Origin of the sequence: Aquimarina amphilecti (genome assembly GCF_900109375.1) — a bacterium.
GTDB classification, from domain to species: Bacteria; Bacteroidota; Bacteroidia; order Flavobacteriales; family Flavobacteriaceae; genus Aquimarina; species Aquimarina amphilecti.
On the sequence record NZ_FOAB01000005.1, the window covers coordinates 406,346 to 432,021 of the forward strand.

21 protein-coding genes are annotated in these 25,676 nt (G+C 31.3%); 6 read left to right on the forward strand and 15 right to left on the reverse strand.

Going from position 1 to position 25,676, the window contains the following annotated elements:
* The first annotated feature begins 2 nt into the window (after window positions 1-2).
* The 5 genes from BMY33_RS15230 (at window position 3) to BMY33_RS15250 (ending at window position 6,991) form a co-directional block, all read left to right on the forward strand.
* Window positions 3-812 carry an ABC transporter ATP-binding protein gene (locus BMY33_RS15230; RefSeq protein WP_091410134.1) on the forward strand — a complete coding sequence of 270 codons (810 nt, stop codon included), beginning with the start codon at window positions 3-5 and terminating at the stop codon, window positions 810-812.
* 86 nt (window positions 813-898) lie between these two features.
* On the forward strand, window positions 899-1,426 hold the full coding sequence (locus tag BMY33_RS15235) for a hypothetical protein (protein WP_091410136.1): 528 nt from the start codon (window positions 899-901) through the stop codon (window positions 1,424-1,426).
* A gap of 21 nt (window positions 1,427-1,447) precedes the next feature.
* Window positions 1,448-3,352: an AAA family ATPase gene (locus BMY33_RS23710; RefSeq protein WP_211482399.1), complete on the forward strand. Its 1,905-nt coding sequence runs from the start codon at window positions 1,448-1,450 to the stop codon at window positions 3,350-3,352.
* Window positions 3,353-3,368: 16 nt separating this feature from the next.
* Window positions 3,369-6,086, forward strand: coding sequence for a DEAD/DEAH box helicase (locus tag BMY33_RS15245; protein WP_091410138.1), 2,718 nt, complete (start codon window positions 3,369-3,371; stop codon window positions 6,084-6,086).
* Window positions 6,083-6,991: a 2OG-Fe dioxygenase family protein gene (locus tag BMY33_RS15250; protein ID WP_091410139.1), complete on the forward strand. Its 909-nt coding sequence runs from the start codon at window positions 6,083-6,085 to the stop codon at window positions 6,989-6,991. The genes BMY33_RS15245 and BMY33_RS15250 overlap by 4 nt, the downstream gene beginning before the upstream one ends.
* Here the strand turns inward: BMY33_RS15250 and BMY33_RS15255 are convergent.
* The 15 genes from BMY33_RS15255 to BMY33_RS15320 form a co-directional block, all read right to left on the reverse strand.
* Complete coding sequence (locus tag BMY33_RS15255; RefSeq protein WP_091410141.1) at window positions 6,983-8,287, reverse strand: hypothetical protein; 1,305 nt, start codon at window positions 8,285-8,287, stop codon at window positions 6,983-6,985. The genes BMY33_RS15250 and BMY33_RS15255 overlap by 9 nt on opposite strands.
* 19 nt (window positions 8,288-8,306) lie before the next feature.
* Window positions 8,307-9,611 carry a hypothetical protein gene (locus BMY33_RS15260; RefSeq protein WP_091410142.1) on the reverse strand — a complete coding sequence of 435 codons (1,305 nt, stop codon included), beginning with the start codon at window positions 9,609-9,611 and terminating at the stop codon, window positions 8,307-8,309.
* Window positions 9,612-9,650: 39 nt separating this feature from the next.
* A complete protein-coding gene (locus BMY33_RS15265) occupies window positions 9,651-10,535 on the reverse strand; it encodes an rRNA adenine N-6-methyltransferase family protein (RefSeq protein ID WP_091410144.1) in 885 nt (294 codons plus the stop codon).
* A 489-nt stretch (window positions 10,536-11,024) separates the two neighbouring features.
* Window positions 11,025-12,407 carry a cytochrome-c peroxidase gene (locus BMY33_RS15270; protein WP_091410145.1) on the reverse strand — a complete coding sequence of 461 codons (1,383 nt, stop codon included), beginning with the start codon at window positions 12,405-12,407 and terminating at the stop codon, window positions 11,025-11,027.
* A gap of 155 nt (window positions 12,408-12,562) precedes the next feature.
* Window positions 12,563-12,796, reverse strand: a complete 234-nt coding sequence (locus BMY33_RS23290) for a hypothetical protein (RefSeq protein ID WP_139195668.1) — start codon at window positions 12,794-12,796, stop codon at window positions 12,563-12,565.
* 51 nt (window positions 12,797-12,847) lie between these two features.
* Window positions 12,848-13,750 (reverse strand): hypothetical protein, encoded by a 903-nt coding sequence (locus BMY33_RS15275; RefSeq protein ID WP_139195669.1) that lies wholly within the window; start codon window positions 13,748-13,750, stop codon window positions 12,848-12,850.
* Window positions 13,751-13,915: 165 nt separating this feature from the next.
* Window positions 13,916-14,662: a DUF547 domain-containing protein gene (locus BMY33_RS15280; RefSeq protein WP_091410149.1), complete on the reverse strand. Its 747-nt coding sequence runs from the start codon at window positions 14,660-14,662 to the stop codon at window positions 13,916-13,918.
* A gap of 211 nt (window positions 14,663-14,873) precedes the next feature.
* The gene (locus BMY33_RS15285) at window positions 14,874-15,428 is read right to left on the reverse strand and encodes a 3'-5' exonuclease (protein WP_091410150.1); all 555 of its coding nucleotides are present in this window, start codon (window positions 15,426-15,428) and stop codon (window positions 14,874-14,876) included.
* Between the two features lie 56 nt (window positions 15,429-15,484).
* On the reverse strand, window positions 15,485-16,033 hold the full coding sequence (locus tag BMY33_RS15290; protein WP_091410152.1) for a hypothetical protein: 549 nt from the start codon (window positions 16,031-16,033) through the stop codon (window positions 15,485-15,487).
* A 52-nt stretch (window positions 16,034-16,085) separates the two neighbouring features.
* The gene (locus BMY33_RS15295) at window positions 16,086-16,634 is read right to left on the reverse strand and encodes a tetratricopeptide repeat protein (protein ID WP_091410154.1); all 549 of its coding nucleotides are present in this window, start codon (window positions 16,632-16,634) and stop codon (window positions 16,086-16,088) included.
* Window positions 16,635-16,638: 4 nt separating this feature from the next.
* The gene (gene prfH, locus BMY33_RS15300) at window positions 16,639-17,334 is read right to left on the reverse strand and encodes a peptide chain release factor H (protein ID WP_091410155.1); all 696 of its coding nucleotides are present in this window, start codon (window positions 17,332-17,334) and stop codon (window positions 16,639-16,641) included.
* Between the two features lie 58 nt (window positions 17,335-17,392).
* A complete protein-coding gene (locus BMY33_RS15305; RefSeq protein WP_091410157.1) occupies window positions 17,393-18,784 on the reverse strand; it encodes an RtcB family protein in 1,392 nt (463 codons plus the stop codon).
* Window positions 18,769-19,458, reverse strand: a complete 690-nt coding sequence (locus BMY33_RS15310) for a hypothetical protein (RefSeq protein WP_091410158.1) — start codon at window positions 19,456-19,458, stop codon at window positions 18,769-18,771. The genes BMY33_RS15305 and BMY33_RS15310 overlap by 16 nt, the downstream gene beginning before the upstream one ends.
* Window positions 19,459-20,320: 862 nt before the next feature.
* Window positions 20,321-23,455 carry a TonB-dependent receptor gene (locus BMY33_RS15315; RefSeq protein ID WP_091410160.1) on the reverse strand — a complete coding sequence of 1,045 codons (3,135 nt, stop codon included), beginning with the start codon at window positions 23,453-23,455 and terminating at the stop codon, window positions 20,321-20,323.
* Window positions 23,456-23,618: 163 nt separating this feature from the next.
* Entirely contained in the window at window positions 23,619-24,308 is a 690-nt protein-coding gene (locus tag BMY33_RS15320) for a DUF2064 domain-containing protein (RefSeq protein ID WP_091410161.1), read from the reverse strand.
* A 201-nt stretch (window positions 24,309-24,509) separates the two neighbouring features.
* Here BMY33_RS15320 and BMY33_RS15325 point away from each other — a divergent pair, with 201 nt between their 5' ends.
* The gene (locus BMY33_RS15325; protein WP_091410163.1) at window positions 24,510-25,643 is read left to right on the forward strand and encodes an ARPP-1 family domain-containing protein; all 1,134 of its coding nucleotides are present in this window, start codon (window positions 24,510-24,512) and stop codon (window positions 25,641-25,643) included.
* The last annotated feature ends 33 nt before the right edge of the window (window positions 25,644-25,676 follow it).

Genomic DNA, 25,676 nt, shown 5'->3' on the forward strand with positions numbered 1-25,676 from the left:
GTATGGCATTACAGTTTACAGATACTCCTCAGGCTCCTAATGTTATTGAACTTAAAGGAATATCACAATCTTATGATGGGGGTAAGACCAAAATAATAGAAAATTTAGATTTATTGGTAGAAGATAAACCCATGCAAGGACAATTTTCTGTGATATTAGGAATGTCGGGATGTGGGAAATCAACATTACTTCGTTACATAGCAGGTTTACAAGAGCCAACAGCTGGAACAGTGTTGGTAAAAGGAAAGCCAGTAAGTAAGGAAAATAGGGTAAGTATGGTGTTTCAGCAGTATTCTTCTTTACCTTGGATGACCGTATTGGATAATGTTGGGTTAGGATTACGTTTTAAAGGAATTTCTAAAAAAGAGCGTGATGAAAAGGCCATGGAGATGATTAAGCTTGTTGGATTAGATGGACATCAAAAAAAATATGCACAATACCCTACACTTTCTGGAGGACAGTTACAACGTGTAGCTATTGCTAGAAGTTTGATGTCTAATCCAGAAATTTTATTGATGGATGAACCTTTTGGTGCTTTAGATATCAAAACTAGGTTGCAAATGCAAGATTTATTAATTGGTATCTGGGAAAAATTTAGTCCTACAATTTTATTTGTTACTCATGATATCCAGGAAGCAGTGTATTTAGCTGATGACATTTATATTATGAAACATGCACCATCCCAGTTTGTAAAACATATAGACATTGATTTACCTTTTAATCGAAATCGAGAAACGAAAAGATTAGCTCATTTTGATGAATTAGTGCACGAAGTAGAAGATGCTATGATGCAGATTGATGCGGGAAGTTAGATTTTCCCTTGTCAGTACCAATACTCTTAGCTCTTTTAAGATATTATTCTGAGTAGGAATAATATAATCCTAAAATATATACATAAATGAAGAACATAATAGGTATAGCATTAATTTTAGCATCATTTGTGATTTTTGGAGTACGAATTTCAAAAAAAGTGCAGTTTAAACAGAATGTTTCAGGCTATTTAAAAAGGGCAGCGGATGCAAATACTATTGCACTTGCTAACGACGAGCTGACCAAAGTGATTGATTATTTAGAAGCTAATAATATTACAAGTGGATATACTTCTATGTTATGGGAAACTCCAAATGAAGATATTGGTTTTTGGTATAAGAATTTAAAAGCAAGTCAATTAGAGTTGCAAAACTTAAAATCAAATAGCGCTTTAGAGAGAACAAATGTATTGATAAATCTAAGGGAAACATTATTAGATACTGGAGAGAGAACAAGAGTTACGGTTCCAAAAGGCTTAGCTGTTTATCCTAAAAATGGGTTATGGGGGATTTTGATTTTAACTGCGTTATTATCCTTAATAGTTGGTTTTATTATAATTGCGATAGAAGCTGAAAAGAGAGGAAAAAAGAAAAAAGAGGCAGCATTAAAATCCTAAATCAAATTTTATAAAATTAGAATGACCAACAGAAAATATCATAAGGCCACAGATCATTTTTTTTCAAAGTTAGCTCAGGAATACAAAACTGCTTTTTTTAAAGGAAAATCAATTAATCCCCTAAAAATATTAGCGATATCATCTGCTTTTTCTACGTTGAGAATTAAAGATGAAGATTTGTTGGTATTATATTCCTTAAAGGAATCTATGGATGAATTAGATTTTATTATTACAACACAGCATATTCATATTGCAGAAAATAAGATTCCTTTAGTAAAAGAGGTATTCCAAGATGTAAAGTTCAGTGCTTTTCCAAAAGAACATATTTCTTTGTTAAATGACCTAGTGGATGATTTATTGTTGACTAAGAAGGATGAGAAGAAGAGCCTTTCAGACTTTACTAATAAGTTTAAAGATTTTGTAAATCAGAAAGAAGATACTACTCAGGAGTTTGATATCGACTATGATTTTTTACAGATCTTAAAAAATGAAGGAGAGAAGATTCAAAACTTAGCTGAAGATCTGAATAATAATAAACGATTTTCCAATACAATCAATGCAATCGTCCATAAATCAGATGATGCTATTGAGTTTAAAGCGGAACATGTAATTCTTCAGGATATTATTAGGGTATTCAATATGATATATCCACTTAGTGATGCGAAGAATACAGTGGCAGATGCGAAGGTAAAATTTCTATTGGCTTTTATGTTCGAAAAGCTTCAAGGAAATGATATTATTGCTTCATTATCTATAGAGCGTATTAACAAATTTGTACAATCGGAAAAATTTGATGAAAATATAGAAGTGATCAAAACAGCCAGTCTTTTTGATTTGGGAGAAGAATATAAAAATGAATTTTTATTACCATCACTTTTAAAGCGATTGGATAGTCAACATTTTGCTAATTCTGCCTCTTTTTTATATAGAATAGCTTCTTTAGTTACCAAAGCGGATGGTACAATATCTGAAGAGGAAACAACGCTATTGAAGAAGATCAATGGTAAATTACAACATCCAAAGGAAAAGTTAGAAGGAGTCAAGCAAACAGAGATTGATGAGAATGAAACCTTGGATGATGTGATGGACGAATTGAATGAATTGATTGGTCTTGATAATATTAAAACTTCGGTTAAAGAATTATCTAATTTTTTAAAAGTTCAGAAGTTAAGAGAAGAAAAGGGACTCAAAAATGTAAATAACTCATTGCATTCAGTTTTTATGGGACCTCCAGGAACAGGGAAAACAACTGTTGCACGTTTGGTCTCTAAAATATATAAACATTTGGGATACCTGGAGAAAGGACATCTTGTGGAAACCGATAGAACAGGAATGGTAGCAGGTTATGTCGGGCAAACTGCGCTAAAAGTAGAAGAGGTGGTAAAAACTTCATTAGATGGTGTGTTATTTATTGACGAAGCCTATTCTTTGGCTAAGGATAATAAAAAAGATTTTGGTAATGAAGCGGTTGAGGTATTACTTAAAAAGATGGAAGATCATCGAGATCAATTAGTTGTTATTGTAGCAGGATATCCCGATGAGATGGAAGAATTTATAGAATCTAATCCTGGATTGCAATCACGATTTAATAGATACTTTACGTTTGATCACTATAAGCCTAAAGAATTAATAGGGATTTTTGAGTTATTTTGTCTAAAGAATGATTTTGTTTTAGCGGATGAAGCAAAAGAGAAATTAGAATTTATATTCGACAAACTATACGAGAAAAGACATAAGAGTTTTGGTAATGCAAGAGTTGCCAGAAATTTATTCGAAAAGATTATAGAATATCAAGCCAATCGTATTGTATCTATAACACCACTTACAGAAGAATTACTAAAGACCATCATAGAAGATGATATTCCACCAGTTAATCAAACTGTAGATGATTATTTAAGATTTCAAAAAGACGAAGAAGAAGCTTAAACTTATAGAATTCTAAATGCACATAGAAAAAGTCTTATCGTATTACCAGGAGTGTTATAAACAAGAATTTAGGGATAATGATATATTAAATTTTTTAGGGACAAAGGTTCATAAACGATTCTTTCTAAATACAATTGATCAGTTATATCGTGAAGATGATTCTATCTTTATGAAAACAAACTTTGGTGAAGAATTATACAAGTATCTTGAAATTCATAGAAAAGAAAAAACATTCATTGCCTGTAGTTTTTTTATCACTGGAAAGTTAACTTTTTTAGGAAAGAAGAGAACAATTTGTGCACCTTTAATCGTAACTCCTGCGACATTAGAGATCAATAATGAAGCACTATATCATGTAAATTATAATTTTGACGAAAACAGAGCTAATGACGCTTTATTAAATGTATTGAAGTCTAATTTTAATCTAGATGATTCATTTGTGTTGGAGATAAAATCATTGATTAATGATCAAGAACCAAGTCGTCAAGATATAAGTGTTATAGCTAAAAAACTTAAGGAGTTTGTAAAAATAGATACAAATGATTTAGAAATTTTACCTGAGCTTATATCGGGAGAGAAACTTAGAAGTCATCTAAAATTACCCTCATTAAAATTACTTCCTTCGATTGCTTTAGGTATAGTAGAGAAGTCAAAATCTAGTCGTGATGTTTTGCACGAAATTGATGAGATAAAGGAAAGGCATTTGTTTAATGATACTCTTCGAGGTTTTTTCTCTAGAAGGAGAATAGAAATTAAAAAAGAGCAGAAATCAAAAGAAACTGTATATGTTCCGTCTAACCTTAGTGAGTCACAGTTGGATATTATTCAGGCGGTAAAGACAAATGATGTTACTGTAGTAATTGGTCCTCCAGGAACAGGTAAATCGTATACAATTGCTTCGTTAGCTTTAGATCAAGTATATCATAATAAAAGTGTATTGATCTGTTCTAAATCAGATCAAGCAGTCGATGTACTTCAGGATAAAATTATACATGATTTAGGGGTAAAAGGTCTTTCTATTAGAGCAGGTTCAGGAAGAAGTCATCGTGCTACGTTAAGAAAGAAAATAGAATCAATAACTAGATTTAGAAAATCTGGGGGAGATTATTTTATTCCTAAAAAGCAAAGCGAAATTGACTATGCTAAAAATAAGATTCAGGAAATAAGCGAAGAAATCAAGGAAAGAGAAAGTAGAGAAATCAAAAATGCCGAACTGTTTTTGGATTATAACCCTTCGTTTTTTAAAAAATTAAAACGCAAATATGTATCTAAACAAGTATTAAAAGAATATCCCTTTTGGCAATTAATAGAGTTATTAGATCATTATATTCATCAGAAAAACAAACTAATCAAAGAGATTATTTCTTTAAAGTATAAAGATAAAATTTCTAGTTTATTGCAAAAAGATCGAACTTTTTCTCAATTATTAAAGCTCATAAAAACAAAAGATATTGTAGAAAGAGATCGCTTATTTCAGGATATAAATTTTATATCTGTGTTGCAGTGTTTACCAATTTGGATTACAAAGTCAACAGATGTTAGTGATGTGTTCCCTTTGGAAAATAATATTTTTGACGTAGCTATTATTGATGAAGCTTCTCAATGTGATATTACTACTATGATTCCTGTGCTAGCAAGAGCTAAAAAAGTGGTGATAGTGGGTGATCCAAAACAGCTTAGACATGTTTCTTTTTTATCTAGACAGGTAATGGAAAGTACCGCTGATAATTATGGTTTAATAAAAGGTGAGGATGTGATGAATTATAGGGAAACAAGTTTCCTGGACTATGCCATGGAGCGACTACCTTCTAACACCAATGTTCATTTTCTTGATGAGCATTATCGAAGTGTTCCTAGTATTATACGTTATAGTAATCAGAAGTTCTATTTTGATAAACTAAAGGTAATGTCGGACTTACAAATACATCATAAATCTTCTGCCGTACATTGGGTGTTTTGTGAAGGAGAAAAACTAAAGGATGGTACGAACCTTAAAGAAGCAGAAAAAATATTAGAAGATGTACAAGAAGTAATTGATAATGAAATTAATGTTGCTGCAGGTGTAGCAACGACAATAGGTATTCTTTCTCCTTTTAGAGATCAGGTAAACCACTTAAAGAATAAGATAGAAGAATATGATCTTGCTGCGATAAAAAAGCATAAAATTGCTGTAGGAACTCCTTTCGAGTTTCAAGGAGAGGAACGAGATCAGATGTATATTACATTTACTATTGATAACAATATTAGTAGTTCAGTTTTTCAATATTTGGATAGGGAAGATGTATTTAATGTAAGTATAACTCGTGCTAAACAAAAACAGTTTTTGTATTATTCTTTTGATGCTAAGAATTTTAAGAATAAACATTTACTCATTGATTATTTATCAGAAACGAGAATACATCACCAGCATAATAAGACAGAAGAATATATTGATAATTTTGCCACAGAAGTGCACGAAGAATTAATTCAATTAGGGATTGATGAACAAGATATTATGGTAAATTATTCATTGGCAGGATATATAATGGATATTTTAGTAACTTTTAATCAAAAAACCATCTGTATTGATTTAGTTGGGTATCCTGGCACATTGGAAAAAACATTTTCTATAGAACAGTATAAAACACTATTTAGGACGAAAATTCCGATTATTACAATACCTTATGCGTATTGGTTGCATAATAAAGAGGCATGTTTAGATCATATTGCAAAGAAAGTTAGAATTAAGAAATGATTACCGAAAAAGAAATATCAAAGCGAATAGGTAAAACTATTAAATCACCTATTCGAGTTGGCAGTGTTGCTGATTTAAGAATAGATGTAAGTTCTTTTTTACATTTTTTCAGACCATTTTTTTCTCAATTACAAGATGATGTATATTTGGTAAGAGGTAAACAAATTGCATTTTTAAAAACTACTTTTTCTTCAGATTCCGAAGCCATAGAAAAACTTCATAAACCTTACTTTGAAGGTACAAAGTCAATAGATGTTTTAGCATATTGGATACAGCAACTCGATGAGGATCAAAAACAAGAATTCGATCGGTTATCTACTATCACAAGACAGCGTAATATAGCTACTTTTTTAATTGAAATTTGGGATGATCAGTATTTTGTAGAAAGAATAGTGGAACAAGGTTTTGAACAAGATGTTGATGATTTTAGAGTATGGAAACGTGTTTTTAAACAGGCGGATAGGGATACGGTAGAAAACAAATCCTTTTTTGAATTACTAAAAAAAATGGCAGGTTTGGTAAAAAGGATACATCCAGAAACTAGGAAGATCCAGATTACCAGTCACTTTATGCGAACGATTTCTAAGGAAAAAATAAAAGGGGAAAATTCCCCAGAAGGTGTGCACGAGGATGGTGCGCAATATATCATGTCTGCTTTAGTAATTAATAGACAAAATATAGTAGGAGCTGAGAGTCAGATTTATGAAAAAACAACTACAAAAGACAATGAGCTTATTTATACTAAGGTATTAGAACCTGGAGAATTTATTTTTCAAGCTGATACAGGTGAGGAGTTTACTTTTGGAAACGACCTCTGGCATTATGTAACGCCAATTGAACCAGAAGATATTTCAAAACCTGGCATACGTGATATCATTGGATTTGATATGGATATTTTAGAGTAATGTTTCTCCTGTTGTTTCAGTCAATTTTTTAGAAGCTAATTCAATTTGCTTTTTAATCAATTTAAAACTAGTTTTTTTATACAATCTACGTAATTCATCTTTTCCTTCTACATCAAATTTATATGCAAGTGTTTGAATACAGACAATACCTAAAGATCTAGATGTAGCACCATAATTAGTGCCTAATGTTACACCAAAAGATCGTTCTAGGATGGTTGTAATGAATTGGATGCATTTTAGATTTTTTCTATTACCAGCAATGGATACTAAACCTTTGATTATATCAATATTCTCTATGTATACATGCTCATAAGCACCATAAGTATCATCTTTAGAGTTATGCACTTTACTTCGTAATGTAACGCTTCTTAGCTTTAAATAAGCGGATTTACGAATTATGTTATATAAAAAACTGTCAAACTTATCTTCATCAATATTACTAATACATACATTGATTTGTTTTACAGTATTTTGATTTATTTCTTGACCAAGTATTTTTAGGATTTTAGAAAAATTATGTTGGTACTTTTCATTCATTCCAGAGAGGAGTTTATTTACATGTGTTCCAAATGAATCAGGTAATAATTGAAAAACGTATGAAGAAGGTACTAAGCTTATTTTACTGTTTTCTAGAATAATTCTATGAATAGTACTTTTGGCTTCCATATACTCTTTTATAGGTAAATACTGTATAGATTTAGAACGTATAAAAGAATGCAAACAAGTATTAAGTTCTGGACTTATTTTATGATCTAAGGAGTGTTTTTGTAGCTGTCGTAATAAGGGACGTAATGGGTAATAATATGGATAGGTGTTCTTCCAAAGTTGAAAAAAATGTGTAAAATCAGTATTGTTTAATCTCATTTTGGAGTTAAAAACAAGTTGACTAAGAGCGAGTTTAAAGTTTTCAGGAATCTCTGGGTTAGCTTCTACAGTTTTTTTGCGTCTTGATCGATTTTTTTTTGATACGCTTACAGAAATATAATAGATAAATTGTTTCTTGATTTCTGGGTGCGAAGTGATCAGTTTTTTATAATGTTCTAAAGAATTGAAACCAATTTTATAAAGATCGTAATCTTTGTAATTCGAAGTCATTTTAGCCTCTTCATAGATGTCAAATAACAATTCTTCAACCTGTGATATATCTGTATTAAAACTGTCTAAGTCAATAATCTCTATAATATCTTTTTCTTTAGCTAGTGTGTCAGAATTAATATATACTAACTCATCTTCTGTTATTTTTAAAGGTTTTTTTAATCCAAAGAATGATAGTATTTTCTTGATTTTATTAGACATTAGTTGTAGTAAAACTGTTTTATATTAGACCTATTCCATTATGTTCTTCTAACATTTTCGAATATTCGAGTATTTCTTTCTTAATACCTTTATAAGTAGTTTCTTGATATAGTTTTTTTAGTTCATCCTTCCCTTTTTGATCATATTGAAAAGCCAAGGTGTATATGCATAGTTTTCCCAAGGATTGAGAGGTTTCTCCTAGCCTGAGAGCATTGGCATTGGAAAAAGAACGAGTTGTAATTTTCAGAAGGTGGGGGATTGCATTTTTTTTATTATTAAAAGTTGCGATTGATAAAATCATACTTTTTAAAATACTTATATTTTCTTTTTTTATGTATTGACAATTATACCGAACTTCTCTACCGGTATTGTATGTTACTTTTTCAACTCTAAGATTGCTCATTTTGGGCTTGAAAACTGAAGCTTTTTTTATAAAGCCTACCACTTGTTTCTTATAGGTGTCCTTTCCAATAGTATCAATATGTTTTTCAACTAAAACTAGTAACTTAAAGGGATTATAAAATTCTTTATTAGTCTCAAAGATTTTTAATAGTTGACAATAAGCATCCTGTTCTTTTTGATTGCTGTTTTTTAGAAATTTATTTACGTAATCAGCAAAAGGATCGGAGACGAGCAAAAATAAAGGTTGGTTTTCATCTTTATCGACAGTATAAGTATGGAGTACTTTCTGTATAGTATTTCTCGAAGTTTTATAATAAGAATAAAAATGATTGTTAAATCTTGGACTTTTTAGAAATCTTTTTAGATAATTATAGAACGCTTCACTAATACCATCTTTTTTGGATTTTTCTCGTAACCTGGAGGTTATAGAACCTATTGTAATATAAGTTGGATATTCTATCCAAAGGCTCATAAAATATTTAAAATCTTTTTCTTCAAAGTGAAGATTCGAGCGTAATAGTAGATTTAGTATCTCCTGGAAATACTGATTCTTTAATCTATTAGGTACTACTTCAGGAGTTGTCTCTAATTCAATAATCTCATTTGTAATCCAGTAAAGAAAATCTCTTTTAAAAGATACTTGTTGTTCGGATAAAAACTTATAAGATCTTAAACTGGTATATTTTGGTGCCCAATAATTATATCTATTAATTTTAAATTTTTCTGTAGCTTCCTTAAAAATAGTATCTGATAATGTCGAAAAACTATCCTTAAATAAAGGAGTTGTATCTACGTTAATAGTATTTTGTTCTTGTTTACTTTCTTTATTAGTTGAATTGTTAGTTATATCTTCTAATTCCTTTTTCGTAATCTCAAACTTAGATTTCTTAACCCCAAAAAGAAAAGAAAGAATTTTGTCCATAATTATTATTTAAACTATTCAATAAAGTTTGGATATATTTTATGATAATACACAGCTAATGTCATCCAGAGAAGAACCATAATCAAAACTAAAATCGATATGAACTAGATCTCCAGCCTTGACTTCTTGGGTGTTGGTAGTTTTTAAAACAGTTGGTGGCATTAAACTATCAGTTCCAGTAAAATTTGAACCTTCAGTAATTTCTACATAAGATTCTAAATACAAAGCGTTTACTGTTCCTGAAAACAATACTGGAACCGAAAAACTAAGTTTTACACCTTCTTTTTTCTCTTTTAACAATTCAATTTCGTTAACCAAAAATTGTTGAGTTAAAAACATAGGCTGATGTCTCGTGAAATTAACTGGGTAATGATGAACATTAGAATCGATTTCTGCTTCACATAACCTCGCAAAATTTACAATTCGATTAGGGAATAATTTTCCGCCAGGTTTTAAAAAATTTCGCATATGCTGAAAAATCTGTACCTGAAACTCATTGGCGCAGTAAATACTCATTAATTCACCAACCACAAAATCAACTTTTTCAGGCAAATCTACAGTCAGTGCATCAGCATAGATTACTTCTACTTTCTCTGCCCAAGGATACTTAGCAATTTCTTTATTAATGAAAGGAATTAGATCAGGATTATTTTCTATTAGATATGCTTTTTTTACATAAGGCATATATAATTTAGTTAGTGGCAGTGTACCTACACCTATTTCGCAAACTGTAGCATCTTTAAAATTGTTATTAAGCTGAAAAGCTTTATGGAAAGCATCTACACGCTGTTTATCTGTTTCCATAATCTTATAGTAGATTTCCGGAAAACCAAAATGAGATTCATCAAAAGTTTGTGCTTTTAGTAAGCTATATTTTAGTGCATCGTAATTGTCTATTACCTCTTCAAATAATTTGTCTTTCATCCTTATATGATTGTTTTAGTAAATATAATAATTATGAAGTTTAAAGATATGAATAGCCAGAAAACATAAAATGAAAATATTTTAATAAAAATTTAAAAAAGGGGGTAGGGTATTTTTAAAGAGATGCGTTTTATACTTACCATCGAATTAATTAACGTAAAATTCATGATTCCGAAAGCAAATAAAATACATTTATTGGGAATGGATATTTGTTTATAAACTGATCATCAATCAACTAATTTTAATTTAGATAAAAAAGGGACGTTTTTTCTAAAAAAAATATTGGTGATCAGTATTCGGATATATTAAAATTGATGATAAAAGAATACTAATGGAATAAGGGAAATCATGCCAAGCTCATTGAGCAATTTGTGTTAGGCTATTTTATTTGGGAAATAGTCTTCAATGAGCTGTTGCATGATATAAAAATGACATTGTATTTTGGTATTTAGCGTTTTAGGGAATCATTAATTTATTATAGATTGTTAATCAATCACATCCAAGATCTATCTTAGATGCGATATCATTGTTCGGGAAACAATTCCCTGAATTTATAGATTGAGGTACATATCTGGATAGATTAGGGTCTTTTAAACTATTTCCAATAAACGATACAAGATTATCTATTTCCGTTTTGTTTAGTTTTATATCGCCAAACTGTTCTGCAAGGTTTGCTGTTGGCACTTCATTATTTTGCGGTACCCCATCAATTTTATATTCAATTACTTCTTTAATAGAGGTAAAGGTTCCTCCATGACCGTAAATACCATTATCTGTTAGGTTATAGAGAGTAGGAGTCTTGAATTTATAATTATCAGAAGTTACTTTTGTAAAACCACCTCTTCCTTTTTTTACATCTTCAAAATTTACATTTGCTAGCACAAACGCATCACTTGTGTTATCAAAATCACCCATACCAAAAGCGTAGAAATTTTTATCATTTAGAGCGGGTCCAGTATGACATTGATAACATTTTCCATCACCAAAAAATGCCTTTGCTCCTTTTTTCTCATCATTGGATAAAGCGGCATAATTTCCTTTTAGCCATTCTTGCCAAGGGGATTGATTAGGTAATACAGTTCTTTCATACGCTGCAATTGCTAAGGCAGCATTAGTAGTAGTATACCTTTCATTAACTGGAGAGTCAGGAAAAGCATCATCAAACATTTGTTGATATCCAAAGGTAGATGCAAAATTATCATCAATTAATAATCTGTGTACTCCTTGTCCTTTTATAGCTTGTACCTCTACACCTTCAAAACCAATAAAGTTTTCTGGAATATTTGTCCAATTTGCTTCAGTTCCAAGATTTGTACCGGAACCTCCAAACTGTCCATTCCATAACATTATATCTTGATACGCTACATTTAATACTGTTGGAGATTTTATGGGTTGAATATCCGAGTCACTTACCGCAATGTTAGGGTCAAAAGTTCTACCTTCTCCATTAGCGCCAAAACCTATTCCCGCTTCTCCTATACCTTGTCTTAAACCTGAACTAAAACCAGCTGCTGCGTGATGACAAGATGCACATGAATATGTAAATAAGTTAGATCCCGTTGTAGGGTTTCCTCCAGTAGCCGTTTCATGGAACAGAAGTTTTCCTAATGCCACTTTTTCTGGCGTTATAGGGTTTAATGGATCTTGTGGAATACTGTTATATTGATTGCTTTCTGGAAGTATAAAATAAGCTGCCCCAATCCCTCCAGAAATGATTTCTAACTGGTCTAGGACTTGTTTGTCTAATCCTGTAGGCCCCGAAGGTGCTTTTGAAAATGATGTTTGATCTATTTCTTTGTCGAGTAATATATAATCATCATTTTCACAGGAAAATAGACCCAAAATAACGATAAGTAAGTATATCTTTTTCATGAAAATAAGTTTAAATTAAAATGTTATATTTTTTCGTTTTAAATCTTGAATAACCATTTAAGAAATAACTTTCTAATTGTAATAAAAATTTATTACTGATTCAGAGGCTTTAGTCAGGAAATGGTATTTATTATTTATGGAGTAGAGATATCGGTTTACATATTGATATCTCTTAAGCTATTTCCTTTAAACGGCACAAGATTGTTTATTTCATTTTTAGTTAGTTTTATAGAACTAAAATGTTCTTCAAGGCTTTCTGTTAGCATTTCTGTATTTTGAGGTACATTATCGATTTTATACTCAATTATTTCTTCATCAAGCGACATAAAATCATTTTTTTCACAGGAAATCAGTGTCATAATGGCGATAAGTAGGAATATTTTTTTCACGGGGTAAATTTTTATTAATAGGTTAATTAAGATAGATTAATTGAATACGGATTACTCTGCTTTATATACTAATCCTAGAGAAAAACCTGAGGCTCGATCATAATTTTTTCCACTCATATTGGTAGTGTATCCAGATGATATTCCTATACTTTGTTTATAAATAGGAACATACAGATTAAAATAGAAATTGGTATAATCTACTTCGGTTTCGGGCAAGGCTTGGGCGCCTCCAGCCGCTGCAAATTCGGGAGTACCTATGTCTAGTCCGTCTAGAGAGTTCTGAGTTCCAACTTTTGCATGTGCATAAAACCATTTGTTATAGTATCCAAGCTTAGCGCTAAAAAGAGTAGCATTTGGAATTTCAAAATCTGAATTGTTTCTTAAACTATAAGCAGCCTGTAATTCGACAAAAAGATTGGAAGGTGTACTAAGTTGAATAAAACCACAACCATCTACAGCAGTAGCTCCATTACCTAAAGATAGTATTCCAGCTTCTTCATATCCTCCTACAGGTACAGAAACACCAGCAGCACCTCCAATTGCTACTTTTGCAGCATCCAGATTTTTTTCTAGAACTTTTGCCTTTAAGAAAAGACTTAAATCTTGAACTCCACTTACTTCATCGGTTTGGGATACAGGATCTAAAACTCCTGTTTCATTTTGAGTAGAAATATAAGGTAGCGTTACCGTAGTAGATAACCAATTAAGTATGCCATATTCGCCATATACACTTATAACAGTTGATGAGATTTCTCCCATATTCATCGGATTGGAGTTGGTTTGATCACTACCGCGAAAAAAATTGTCATAACTTTTATAGGAATAAGAGGAGGCTAAAGTAAAATCGTTTTTTTGTGGAAAAAATCCATTTATAATGGTTTGTGCAGATACCGATGAAAAAAACATTAAACAGCATATTACCGTTGTCATTTTAAGGTTGGTAATGTTAGTCATAATTAGGTGTATTTAGGTTTTAAAAGTGATTACATATTTGGTATACAATGATAATATCTTAAACCCTTATCTTGTTATAAAGATGTGTAAGTTGGATACTACCCAAAGTATTATATGAACATTATTTTTGGCTAAAAAGAATAAAAAGGTGATAAGTTAAAGAGGCTAATTATTGCTTGTTATTGGAGTTTTTTTGTCATTTTTATTAAGGCTCCAATCATAGGTAACATACTTTTTGGTTATTTGTTTATCTATAGTAATCGTTGAATATTCATTTATAAAATCGATTACATCCATATGATTACTGACAAAATCATCTTCGTACCATTCGAATAATTGGGAGATTCTAACTGTTTTAGAATTAATTTGATTTCTCTGTGGATCATTAATAAATTCTTTGGTTCTTTCCTCTAAAGCATAATCTATATTACTGCTGGTATATGCTCTATTCCATAATCTTGGTGAGGACATAGAACCACAATTAAGTAAAAAATGAATTCTAGGATCTCCAAATTTTCTTAAGATACTATGCTCAATGTCATCTAAACTATATCGAATATCATTCGATTTAAATGCTTTTCTTTTCCATGGATTTTCTATTTGATTTATGGATGCTATAGGATATTCATCAATGATCATTTTCATAACAGTAGCATTGTACACATTAAGCCAGTAAGCTAACTTTTCTTCTTTACTCCAATGATCTTCTGGAGAAATATTCTGTAGATATCTAAAGTATTTATAAAATACTAATACATCATTTGTGACACCATCATAATCAACCAATCCTTCATCAGTTACGTTGAGAACCAGAATCTGATCCCACGGATTATGATCTACAATTTCTTGTGAATTGATGTTGAAAAATGACAATGAAATTAAAAAAAAGAATAAGGTTTTAAGAGCTTTCATCTTGAAGTTATTTTAGGGGTTTTTTTGTTAGTAGTTAGATAAGTTACCTAAAAAATAGATTAAAAACAGGTTTTTAATCGAAAAAATCGATGAAATACACGTAATTTCTTACAAATTATTGTAAGATTGTAACTACATTACTGTAAAACCATTAACATAAAATTATTAAAAATTAACAATTTATGTTTGTTTGAATTTTCCCTTCTCTAATTCACCCCTTATTTTGAGTAATACACCAGCTCAAAATTTTGGCAATATTTTTAGCATCATCAATACCTCTATGATGTGTTCCATCTAATGGCATATTTAATATTCCTAATGCTCCTTTCATTCCAACTTTTTTTTGCAGCCCTTTGGTCTTAGTAAAAAGTTCTTTCACGTTGATGTGATTTTCTGATAAAGGGTAGGATATTTCTCTGAAGCTACATTGTTTTTTCATCATATTTAGATCATATTGCCCATAACTTGCCCAGGTATATTGATACCCTTGGTATTCATCTCTAAGAATTTCACAGGCTTCATTGAACGAAATCCCTTCGTTATCTAACAAATCTTGAGTGATGGTTGTTAGTTCTGTGCAAAAGGAACTTACTTCGGATCGTTCAGGTTTGATTAAGATTCCTTTATTTTTAGAAACTTCTTCGGTTTGGGTATTCAATAAACAAATTCCTATCTCTATGATTTCATGTACTTGTCCTTTTGGGATAGAACCGTTCCAACAGGTTGCCTCTAAATCTATGATTATAATTGTATTTGTTGTTATCATTTAATTTTGTGTTATATACCCCATAAGATTTTAAGACTTGTGGGGTATGATGTGTTTTATTTTTTCGGAATAGTCACTAATTCCTCTCTATCTAAAGGATCCATGTTTTGATCTAATAATTTAATCGCGGATTGTACTGCCCAGCATTTATCACTAGAATGTATATTAGAATACAGTCCTAATAAATAAGAAGGTTTCACGATTGTCCATCCTTTAACTTTTCGAGATGGGATATTAGATTTTACAAAAAAGTCAATTGTTATTCGTACTGATTTTTCATTTTCCATTAGTACTATTTTTTCATAACGTCTAAAATTCTCATCACTTGGTAACTTGTCATAACGTGTCCATACTTTTTGAAAACCATTTTCTTGTAGTATATACATTACCTGAGCTACCTTTTTAGGATCTACAAAAAGATCTATATCCTTATGATCATGAGCGTGTTTATATTCTGTATGGCCTATTGGTGATAAAAAATGCCATGCCCAACCTCCCGATAGAATAACGAAATCTTTAAGAGGTATTAATATTTCTAATGCACATTGGATTCTATAACTGGGCCATAATTCTCCATATTTTTTTTTGTTGTGTGGCGCTCCCATACTTCTTTCTTTATTTTGTCATTCCAGCCTTTATTGGGATGGCCAATCATTATTATTTCGTTTTCTTTTTTGACTTTTTAGAAGTCTTATTGGTTTTATTTTCTTTCTTCTTTTTTTTCTTCTTAGGCATTTTGTCCTTAATCCTTTTTTCATCACCTTCAATATCACTTATCAAGTAGTTGTTGTAGGTATGTACTTTGGCATTTTTTAGGACTTTAAGTGCTTTCTTATATGCTTTTTTTTGTTCGAATAGAATTCCTTTTTGCATATATAGAACAGCTTTATCTGTACCTTTTAAGGTCAATGCAAAGTCAATTAATTTTTCTGCTTCATTATAATCTTCATTCCAAAGCAATACATTGATATATTTCGGATACACGTCTAATGCGTAAATATCTTCGGCCAAAGCCTGCTGATAATATTCCTTTGCAGTTTCATAATTTCTAAGATTTTCTGCATAAATCTGACCCATTAAACAAAGAGCTACAGGGTTTTTGTCATCATATGACAAGGCATAGTTTAAAGATTCTACAGCTTCTTCTAAGTTATAAGGATATGCATCCAAAGCTTGAAATAGATATTTGTCTAGTAAATTTCCCATGATCCTAGTTTTTTAATTCGTTACGCAAATCTTTTTTTAACTGTTGTCGATTCGATGCGTATGATTGTTTTTTATATTGTTTTTTGAAATCAGCTCCTTTAAATATCTTAATTGGGTTACCCCGTTGAACACTCAAATGATTTTCCCATTGATCAGATAAAGATTTTTTAAGATTATTTAATTGACTCTGATTTACTTTTTCTTTTAATCGCTCTATTGCGATTTTTTTATTTTGATGTTGTGACCTGCTATCCATTACAACTACTTGATCTCCTGTGAGATTATAGGTAGCGCGAACTGCAGAATTCACTTTGTTTACGTTTTGGCCTCCAGGTCCTGAACTTCGCATTGTCTGAAAAGAAATATCTTTTTCCTTTAGAACTACAAGTTGAATCTGTTTGACTTCATACATTCCAATGAACCAATTTTTTCGTTTATTGTACTTCCTGAATTTAGAAGTACCAATCCACTGAATGGTTCCTAGCCATGATGATAAAAAGATGTCTATTTCTTTTCCTTTTAGCTGTATGGTTGCGGATTGCACAGTTCCATTTTCAGAGCCTTTGTCTCTCTGAATAACATTATAAGTAAATCCACTATTTTTAATTTCTTCTAGAAATAGCTTTAACACTTGCGCTACTACCCAGCTACATTCTGTAGGTCCTCTTCCAGCCGTTATTTGAATTATTTTAGTTTTCATTTTAATATTCTTTTTATGAACATTGAGGAGTTTTTGATGTATTAAACTCCTCAATATCTTACTTATCCATTCTCACGATTTTTGGTGCGAATGTTCCAACTACCTCAACCAATTCTTGTTGGTTTGCCATTACTTTAGTAATATCCTTGTACGCCATTGGTGCTTCATCAATTCCTCCGCCGATTAGGGTAACATCATTTGCTTTTAATTGTTTTTTGATGTCACTTTTGGTGAATTTCTCTTTACACTTTCTTCTAGAATGTAATCTTCCTGCTCCATGAGATGCGGATTGTAAACTTTCTGAATTACCTAATCCTCTTACTATAAATCCTGGAGCTGTCATAGATCCCGGAATAATTCCTAACTCGCCTTTGGCAGCAGGAGTAGCTCCTTTTCTATGCACTATACATTCTTCGCCGTTTACTTCTTGTTTCCAAGCAAAATTGTGATGATTTTCAATTTTTGCAACAGGTCGTGATCCTAATAACTTTCCGATTCTAGCATGAATATCATCGTGACATGCTTGCGCATAATCTCCGGCAAGATTCATAGCCAACCAATATTCTTGGCCATCATGCGTATTTAGATCCAACCATGCTAATTGTTGCACATGTTTTGGTAATGGACATTGTTTGGTTGCTAAATAGGTATAATGTTTTGCGATATTTGCTCCCAATCCTCGAGATCCGCTATGGGATAATACACCTATATAAGTTCCTATATCTAATCCCCATTCATTCGCTTTGTCTGTAATATCTACAGTTCCAAATTCTACAAAATGATTACCACCACCAGAAGTACCCAATTGTTTATATGCTTTGTCTTTCAATCTTTTTACTAGAGGTATGTTCTTAAACTCTTCTCTTTCAAAGATCTCATGATCATGCTTTATTTTATGGGTTTCATACATCCCGAATTTGGTATGCTCAGACAATATGTTTTCCAATTGATGCTTTTTCCCTTTTAAATAGGAGATAGCAATCGGATAAATTGTTAGACACATTCTACATCCGATATCTACTCCAACACCATATGGAATCACTGCATTTTTTGTGGCAAGTACTCCACCAATTGGCAAACCATATCCGCTATGTGCATCTGGCATTAAAGCTCCCGCAACTGCAACGGGTAATTTTAGTGCATCATACAATTGATATTTTGCTTGCTCATCGATTTCATTTTCGCCATAAATCTGAAATGGTGATCTGGTAGTTTTTAAAGCGTGTTTTTTTACTTCCACTGGCTTTAGTAAACTCTCAGCAATCTTACCCCATACGCCATCACCTTGATAGGCTTCTGGATTTAATAATACCTTTTTAGCTTCTATTAATATGTGTTCTTTTTTTACTCTTTTTTGATATCGATTAATCTGACCCAACGTCACATTAATACTATTGTTTTTTGGAAAGCCTAATTTGATTAAGTCTTTTCCGCTTAATTTCTTTCCCATAATATTTCTTCTTTTATAATTTCTTGGATCTTATGTTTTTTAAGATCCCTTAATTTGCTATTCGTTTTGAGCTTTTCTTTTCTTCCTTTTGAAATCTGCCAATAATCTTTCCAGTTGTATTGTTTTTGTACCTCCTCGAAGTATCCATTTTTTAACAACCTTTGGTCTAGTAATGCATCTTCACTTTCCAGTTTTGGATCTATTCGTTTGCTATGTGTTACATAAGCTTTTGTAAATTTGATCCTATATGTACCTTTCGGTAGATTGACATAAAACCGAAGCTTTAATTTCTTTTCCTTAGTATAATACCTGAAGGGAACACACATTCTTTGTGCACCATCACTAAGCTTATTAAAGGATCTACGACTTATGGTTGGCAATTCTTTGTTAATTAAATATTTTGAAGTTTCCTGAAGCCATTTTTTATCAGCTTCTTCTTTGGTTCTTCCCCAAAATGATTTTTCTAACTTTTTATGTAATTCTTCAATGTATTTTTGATTTTTATATTTTTCTACATTTTTGGTAATTACAGATTCTTTAAACCAACCATGACGAATAGGTTTTTCTAATTTTATATATCCTAGATTTCGTTGTTTTTTCCAGATTTTACGCTGCCTTTTTTGAATACGACGAATCTCTTTTTGTCTTTGGCTTTTAATATGTGCCGGTTTCATTAGACATTTTTATTTAATTCATAATTGTCTTACTAATGATTCCAGCATACCTTTGATATCTGAAATCCTAACTGTTTTGGTTATAAAATTTCATTTGATTATTGTTTAGGTTAATGTTTGTTTATTTTGTTTTTCGGACACTTCGACAAGCTCAGTGTGACAACTGGATATATCAATTGATCATTGACATTCTGAGTGCTAATTAATCCTAAGAAGAGTTATTGAAAGTAAAAAGTCCGAAACTTTTTCAGGCTTCGGACTTTAAACCAAACTGATGGGATCAGTTTATGAATTATAGAAGTCCCGAAGCATACGCATAAAAGAACCTTGTTCTCTTAGTGTATATGTGTATATGTTTTTAAATGTCATATTACTTCGGTTATTAATAGTTATTATTTTTGTTGCTGTATTGCGGTGCAAATATGAAATCTATTTTTTAAGTATGCAAATTATTTTTCAATTTAATTTATTGATTAACAGTAGTTTGCGATTGTTTTTGAACAAGGGGATTCCTGTTCGTTTAGTAACGAATATTGATCTATTTGCTAATTAACTGTAGTTCTTATGAGTATCGTTCAAACAACATTTTATTGAGTGTTCATAGTTTCTAAAAAATAATACATAAAAAAAGCGTCCAATTTTTTTGGACGCTCTTTAGAATATATGTTTTTCTAGTTTTTTATCTATGCTTTCGATTTGAAAACAGCTTTACAGCGTCCTTTTTTATGTGTACAAAATAGATTCATAGATAGTTAAAACTGATTTTAGTTCTTATTTATATTGCAAATATGAGTTTAATATTGAATAAGTTCCAAATTATAATAACAATTCATTTTGATTCTGAATAAGATAAGTGAGATTTCTAGAAACCATATTTAATCCCAATTTGTGCTCTCCATCGAGAATTTTGTAAATCTATGTTCCAAGGTTGCTCATCTGGATCTACATTAAATTGATATTGCGGTTGTTCATTTTCTATTCCAACAAAATTGAGTAAACTAAAACTAGAGTTAACTACATTAGGGACGAATACTAAACGTCCCCAATCACGATTGATAAAGTTAAATACATTTAACATATCTAAAGATACTGTGATACTATGTCCATTTTTTAGTTGTTTTCCATATTGCAACTTCATATCTAATTCGTGATTCCAAGGAGTTTTTGCTCCATTTCTTTCTACATAATTACCTCTTCTACTTCTTAAGTATGAATTGTTTTCTATATAGTTGTTTAATTGTTGCCATTGTTCATTAGCTGTACTTGTAACAATACCATTGTTATCTACAATATCAACTAGTTGTATTTCTGATTGATCTCTAGGTACATATATGAGATCATTTCGAGAAGAACCATCTCGATTAGGATCTCCTTGGTAAACAAAGGAATAGGGACTTCCGGAACGACCATTATATAAAAAAGAAATAGCGGCTGTGTTAGATTTCCCAAAATCAACATCATAAGAATGAGTGGATACCACCTTGTGTCTTAGATCAAAATTAGAAAATGAAATAGTAGGTTCATTACCGAAAACAGCCTGATTCCATTCGAAATTGGCTGCAGGAGAACTTCTAACAGTACTCGAGATATCTTTGCTTTTTCCATATGTATATCCTACAGTTCCTCTATAATTCCCTATTCTTTTAGAAACATTTGCTGTTATATTATAGCGGTATCCTTTATCTGTATTGGTTAATAGAAATACATTTGTGAAATTTGGATTAATTTTTATGTCTTGACCTGTCTGTAAAAAATAGGGACGATTATCTGCACCAGTAAAATTCCCAAGTTCATTTCTGCGATTGATGGATTGAAAAAATAATCCATTTAATACTTCAGTATAGGTTCCTTCCAGATTTACATTCCATTGACGAGGTAATTTTGCTTCAAAAGCTACATTAGTTTTCCATTCTCTTGGTAATGTAAAATCATTATCAATTAAATTGATTTCTGTAAGATTAGGTTGTGCACTGCGCAAATCTGCCAGATTTTCGGTAAGTGGGGTTGCATCTGTGGGACGTAAGTCGATGTTAAAATATTCTGTTCCAGATATATATTCTACATAAGCAAACCATAAATATGGGATTCTACCGGAAAATAATCCAGTACCTCCACGTAATTTGTACTTATTATTAGTACCTAATGAATAATTGAATCCTAATCGAGGATTGAATTGCGGTGCATTGGAAATTTTGTTATCAAACTGACTGAACTCTGGTGTGTTCAATACTTCTTGACTGATCGGTAAGTCACTTGGTAAGAATTGAGTGTCGAGTCGTATACCAGCAGTAAGGGAAAATTGATTAGAAATTCTGAATTGATCTTGTAAATAAAGCGCTGTTTCTATAACAGAAACCGTTGCAGATGGTCGACTAGTTACAAAATCAAAATCATTATTATTAATATTGTATACACCACGTACACGACTAGGGCTGTCATCTAAAAAATCTTGTACTGATCGGTATTCCCAACGCCCGTTCCAAGCAGATAAAAACCCATAATCTACATCATGAAACTGTGCTAATCCGCCTGCGGTAATTGTATGTTTTTGTGAAGTATATGATATTTTATCTGCTAATTGCAGTGTAGAGAAATCAGTGCTATATACAGAAGCTTCTCTATAGGTTCCGGCAAATATTCGATTACTAGAATTAGAAGCTATCTGGATATGTGGAAATACACGCCCATCAAAATCTCTATCTTCTTTGACCGTATTGTATCCTAATGTAAGTTGGTTTGTAATTCCATTAGTAAGATTAGATTTTAACTCTAGTGCTAGGCTATTAGCAATGCTGTTATGACGATATCCTTGATTTCCAAAGTTAAATATAGAAGAACTCCATTCTAAATTATCGGCAAAACTGTTTACATAGTTATTTCGTAATGTAATTTTATGCTGATCTGATAGATTATAATCTAGTCGAACAAATATTTTGGTACTTGCAGTTTTAATAGAGGCGTTGGTAAAAGAACCTGGATCGTAATTGTATTCTGAAATTAGACGATCCGAAATTAATTGTACATCCTCTGAAGAAATATTAGATGTAGAACTACCAGGAGCATTTAATACAGGATTGTCAGAAAGTGCTTGTTCTACATTTACATAATAAAATAATTTATCTTTTATAATCGGTCCCCCGATTCCACCTCCAAACTGAACATCATAAAAGTTAGCACTTTCTTGCTTAATACCATCCGCATAGTTTCCTAATAAAAGCTGATTGTTTCCGTATCCATATACTTCTGCTTTTGTGGTATTGGTCCCATTTTTAGTTACTAAATTAATGCTAGCACCGCTAAAATTTCCGATACTTACATCAAACGGAGCTAGTTTTACGGAAAGTTCTTTTACTGCACCTAATCCTATTGGTTGGGTTCTGGAGAGACTTCCTGGTGTTCCATTGGCAGAAGATCCAGCAGCACCACTGGCCGGTTCCTGAAAGCCAATGACATCGTTATTAGCAATACCATCGATATTAAGATTATTAAAACGATTACTGGCTCCACCAAAAGAATTAAGGTTGTTTTCTGTTAGATTTTTAGTGAGATCCTGAATACTTCTGCTTATTGTTGGAGTTGTTCTAAGTTCTCGTTTTCCTAGTAAGGTTTCATTACCGTTTTTTTGACTTTTAGAAGAACCTGTTACAACAACAGTTTCTAAGGATACGCTATCCTCCGACATGACAAAGTTTTTAATAGTGGTATTTCCCAATTGAATCGTAACATCCTCTTCTATCATGGTCTGAAAACCAACATATGAAATTTGTAACTTATAAGTGTTAGATGGAGATAGATTTGTGATATTATAAAAACCATTTTCTTCTGAAATAGTTCCGTATTTGTAATTGGTTGAAACATCAATACATTGAATAGTTGCAAATGGTATTGGGTTATTTTCAGTATCTGTAAGTGTTCCCTGAAGTGTTCCGGTGGTTTCTTGAGAAATAACTAAATAGGGGGTAATAAAAATAAAAATGACTTTAAGAAAGAGTTTCATGTATTATAATATAATTGAGCGTATCATTAACCATATAGTAAGACGTTTATCGAAACGTTAAAAATTATTTAAACGCATCAATACACGATATCAACCATAGATTGATTAGTGTTTTTTTAATTAAATAGAAGTATGCGATGTCTAAAAAACATCTTTTTACATATTAGTAGATAAGGTGCGGAGACCCTTTATTATAATATGTTTTTAATGAAATATGTAATAGAAGTATTTGTCCGGAAGAAGTTGTTTTCTTTCCTTTTTGAAATATTCTTTGTAATACACTTCGTAATTTTTTTAACAGAAACGGAAGTGTTTTATATATGTTTATGATATCTGAAAAATGATCCAGATCATGTAAAAAATCTAATTGACAAAAAGACTTATTATAAGACCCTAGATATGTATAAAGTTCCTTCCTTACATTAGAGGTGTTCCAAGAAAATTCAGCAAACTCTTTTCTGTTAAATGTTTCTTTATGAAGCCCTATGAGATAAAAACCACCATCAAATGAAGGACCAATTACTGATTGCTCTTCTTGTATAGTTTCAACTGCTTTTGATAGATGTACTTTGCTCAGATTAGGAGTGTCGTTTCCTATAGAAATTACAGCATCATAGCCTTTTTGGTAGATTTCATGAATTGCGTTGGCAAACCGTTCTCCAAAATTGGTTCCTAATTGTAGCTGTTCATTGTAGATAAAATAATCTAATCCTGTTTTTTCGACTAAAGTAATCGTTCGCGAAGTAAGATCTGATTGTAATGAACTGTTCTTTAGAAAAGGTTTTCTTTTAATTTCCTCTTCTTGCGAAAGTGCAAAAACTAGAATTGCAATATTTTTTTTATTACAGATCAAAAGGGTGCTTTAAGGTATTAATTGTCATACTCAGTCAAGATAAAGAAATAAAACTTACAAAAGAATGTGGATTATTTTTTTAATGTATTTCTTTTATGAGTTACCTAAATCGTAAAAGTAATTCCCTAAATGAAAAGGTCATCTCACTCGATACGTATTGAGAATCGTCATCTAACTAGATACTTTTGAAAAAAAACAATCATGAAGGTATACTCAATTATTTTATCCGTTTTTAGTATTTGTATTCTATTTTTTGGTTTCAAAAAGGGCGAAGTTTCAGAGAACCAAAAGATTACTAATACCCCAGGTAATGAACAGATTACAGAAGAAATTAAAATTAAGGAAGGAATACATGTTCAGAACCTTACGCTATTTATGATTACAGGTGAAGAAAAAATATCTGGTGATATTTATAAAACCTTATCCGAAGCAATGAATACAAGAGAAGTGACGGTAAAAGAAACAGGAAATGTAAATCAATTGCTATTGGATAATAATAGCGATGATTATATATTTATTCATTCTGGAGATATTGTAAAAGGAGGAAAACAGGATAGAACAATAAGTTATGATGTTATTATTCCGCCAAAAGCGAAGAATGTAGAATTACAAAGTTTTTGTGTAGAACAAGGTAGATGGAGACAACGTGGTAATGAAACTCTTTCTTCTTTTGCGTCTAATACCAAAATGTTATCATCTAGAGAATTAAAACTTGCTGCAAGACACGAAAAAAATCAGAGTAAGGTTTGGGGAAAAGTAGCGGAACAGAAGGATCGTTTAAATGATAATCTTTCCAGAAAAAATGGAAAAACGGTAAATGTAGCCAATAACGCATCCAATACGAGCTTGCAATTAGCGCTAGAGAGTGACGAATTGGATAGTGCAAAAAAAGAATACTACAATAAGTTTAAGGATCTAATAAAAACAAACAATGTCATTGGATATGCATATGCTATCAATGGAGAAATTTATGGAGTAGAGATCTATAATAATCAACATCTTTTTAAGAATTTGTGGGATAAAATATTAGAATCAGTTATAGTTGAAGCGATCAGTGAAGAAAAGGATGTTGATCATAAATCGTCTTGCTCAATAGCAGATGTACAAACATTTAAGAATGCCGTTAAAGACGAAAATGAAGAAGTAGTTAAAAGTATCAATAAAACAACGAATTTCAGAACGGTTCAAAATAGCAACGGAAATATCGTTTTTACTACGGAAGATGTGGATAAGAAAAGATGGATTCATAAAAGTTATATGAAAAATGAAAAGACAAATGCTACTCAATCTAAAGAAGATCTTCCTTATAGAAGAATACAACAGCGCAATCGTTAGATCTTTAGTTGTATTTAAGTTTGGATTGTAAAA

What these genes read in the sequence shown, in the direction of transcription:
- BMY33_RS15280 (WP_091410149.1), bottom strand. Translation starts at nt 14,662, where the DNA reads ATGAAAGCTCTTAAAACCTTATTCTTTTTTTTAATTTCATTGTCATTT.
- BMY33_RS15325 (WP_091410163.1), top strand. Translation starts at nt 24,510, where the DNA reads ATGAAGGTATACTCAATTATTTTATCCGTTTTTAGTATTTGTATTCTA.
- BMY33_RS23710 (WP_211482399.1), top strand. Translation starts at nt 1,448, where the DNA reads ATGACCAACAGAAAATATCATAAGGCCACAGATCATTTTTTTTCAAAG.
- BMY33_RS15285 (WP_091410150.1), bottom strand. Translation starts at nt 15,428, where the DNA reads ATGATAACAACAAATACAATTATAATCATAGATTTAGAGGCAACCTGT.
- BMY33_RS15230 (WP_091410134.1), top strand. Translation starts at nt 3, where the DNA reads ATGGCATTACAGTTTACAGATACTCCTCAGGCTCCTAATGTTATTGAA.
- BMY33_RS15245 (WP_091410138.1), top strand. Translation starts at nt 3,369, where the DNA reads ATGCACATAGAAAAAGTCTTATCGTATTACCAGGAGTGTTATAAACAA.
- BMY33_RS15250 (WP_091410139.1), top strand. Translation starts at nt 6,083, where the DNA reads ATGATTACCGAAAAAGAAATATCAAAGCGAATAGGTAAAACTATTAAA.
- BMY33_RS15305 (WP_091410157.1), bottom strand. Translation starts at nt 18,784, where the DNA reads ATGGGAAAGAAATTAAGCGGAAAAGACTTAATCAAATTAGGCTTTCCA.
- BMY33_RS15265 (WP_091410144.1), bottom strand. Translation starts at nt 10,535, where the DNA reads ATGAAAGACAAATTATTTGAAGAGGTAATAGACAATTACGATGCACTA.
- BMY33_RS15290 (WP_091410152.1), bottom strand. Translation starts at nt 16,033, where the DNA reads ATGGGAGCGCCACACAACAAAAAAAAATATGGAGAATTATGGCCCAGT.
- BMY33_RS15315 (WP_091410160.1), bottom strand. Translation starts at nt 23,455, where the DNA reads ATGAAACTCTTTCTTAAAGTCATTTTTATTTTTATTACCCCCTATTTA.
- BMY33_RS15260 (WP_091410142.1), bottom strand. Translation starts at nt 9,611, where the DNA reads ATGGACAAAATTCTTTCTTTTCTTTTTGGGGTTAAGAAATCTAAGTTT.
- BMY33_RS15295 (WP_091410154.1), bottom strand. Translation starts at nt 16,634, where the DNA reads ATGGGAAATTTACTAGACAAATATCTATTTCAAGCTTTGGATGCATAT.
- BMY33_RS15270 (WP_091410145.1), bottom strand. Translation starts at nt 12,407, where the DNA reads ATGAAAAAGATATACTTACTTATCGTTATTTTGGGTCTATTTTCCTGT.
- BMY33_RS15275 (WP_139195669.1), bottom strand. Translation starts at nt 13,750, where the DNA reads ATGACTAACATTACCAACCTTAAAATGACAACGGTAATATGCTGTTTA.
- BMY33_RS15255 (WP_091410141.1), bottom strand. Translation starts at nt 8,287, where the DNA reads ATGTCTAATAAAATCAAGAAAATACTATCATTCTTTGGATTAAAAAAA.
- BMY33_RS15310 (WP_091410158.1), bottom strand. Translation starts at nt 19,458, where the DNA reads ATGAAACCGGCACATATTAAAAGCCAAAGACAAAAAGAGATTCGTCGT.
- prfH (WP_091410155.1), bottom strand. Translation starts at nt 17,334, where the DNA reads ATGAAAACTAAAATAATTCAAATAACGGCTGGAAGAGGACCTACAGAA.
- BMY33_RS15235 (WP_091410136.1), top strand. Translation starts at nt 899, where the DNA reads ATGAAGAACATAATAGGTATAGCATTAATTTTAGCATCATTTGTGATT.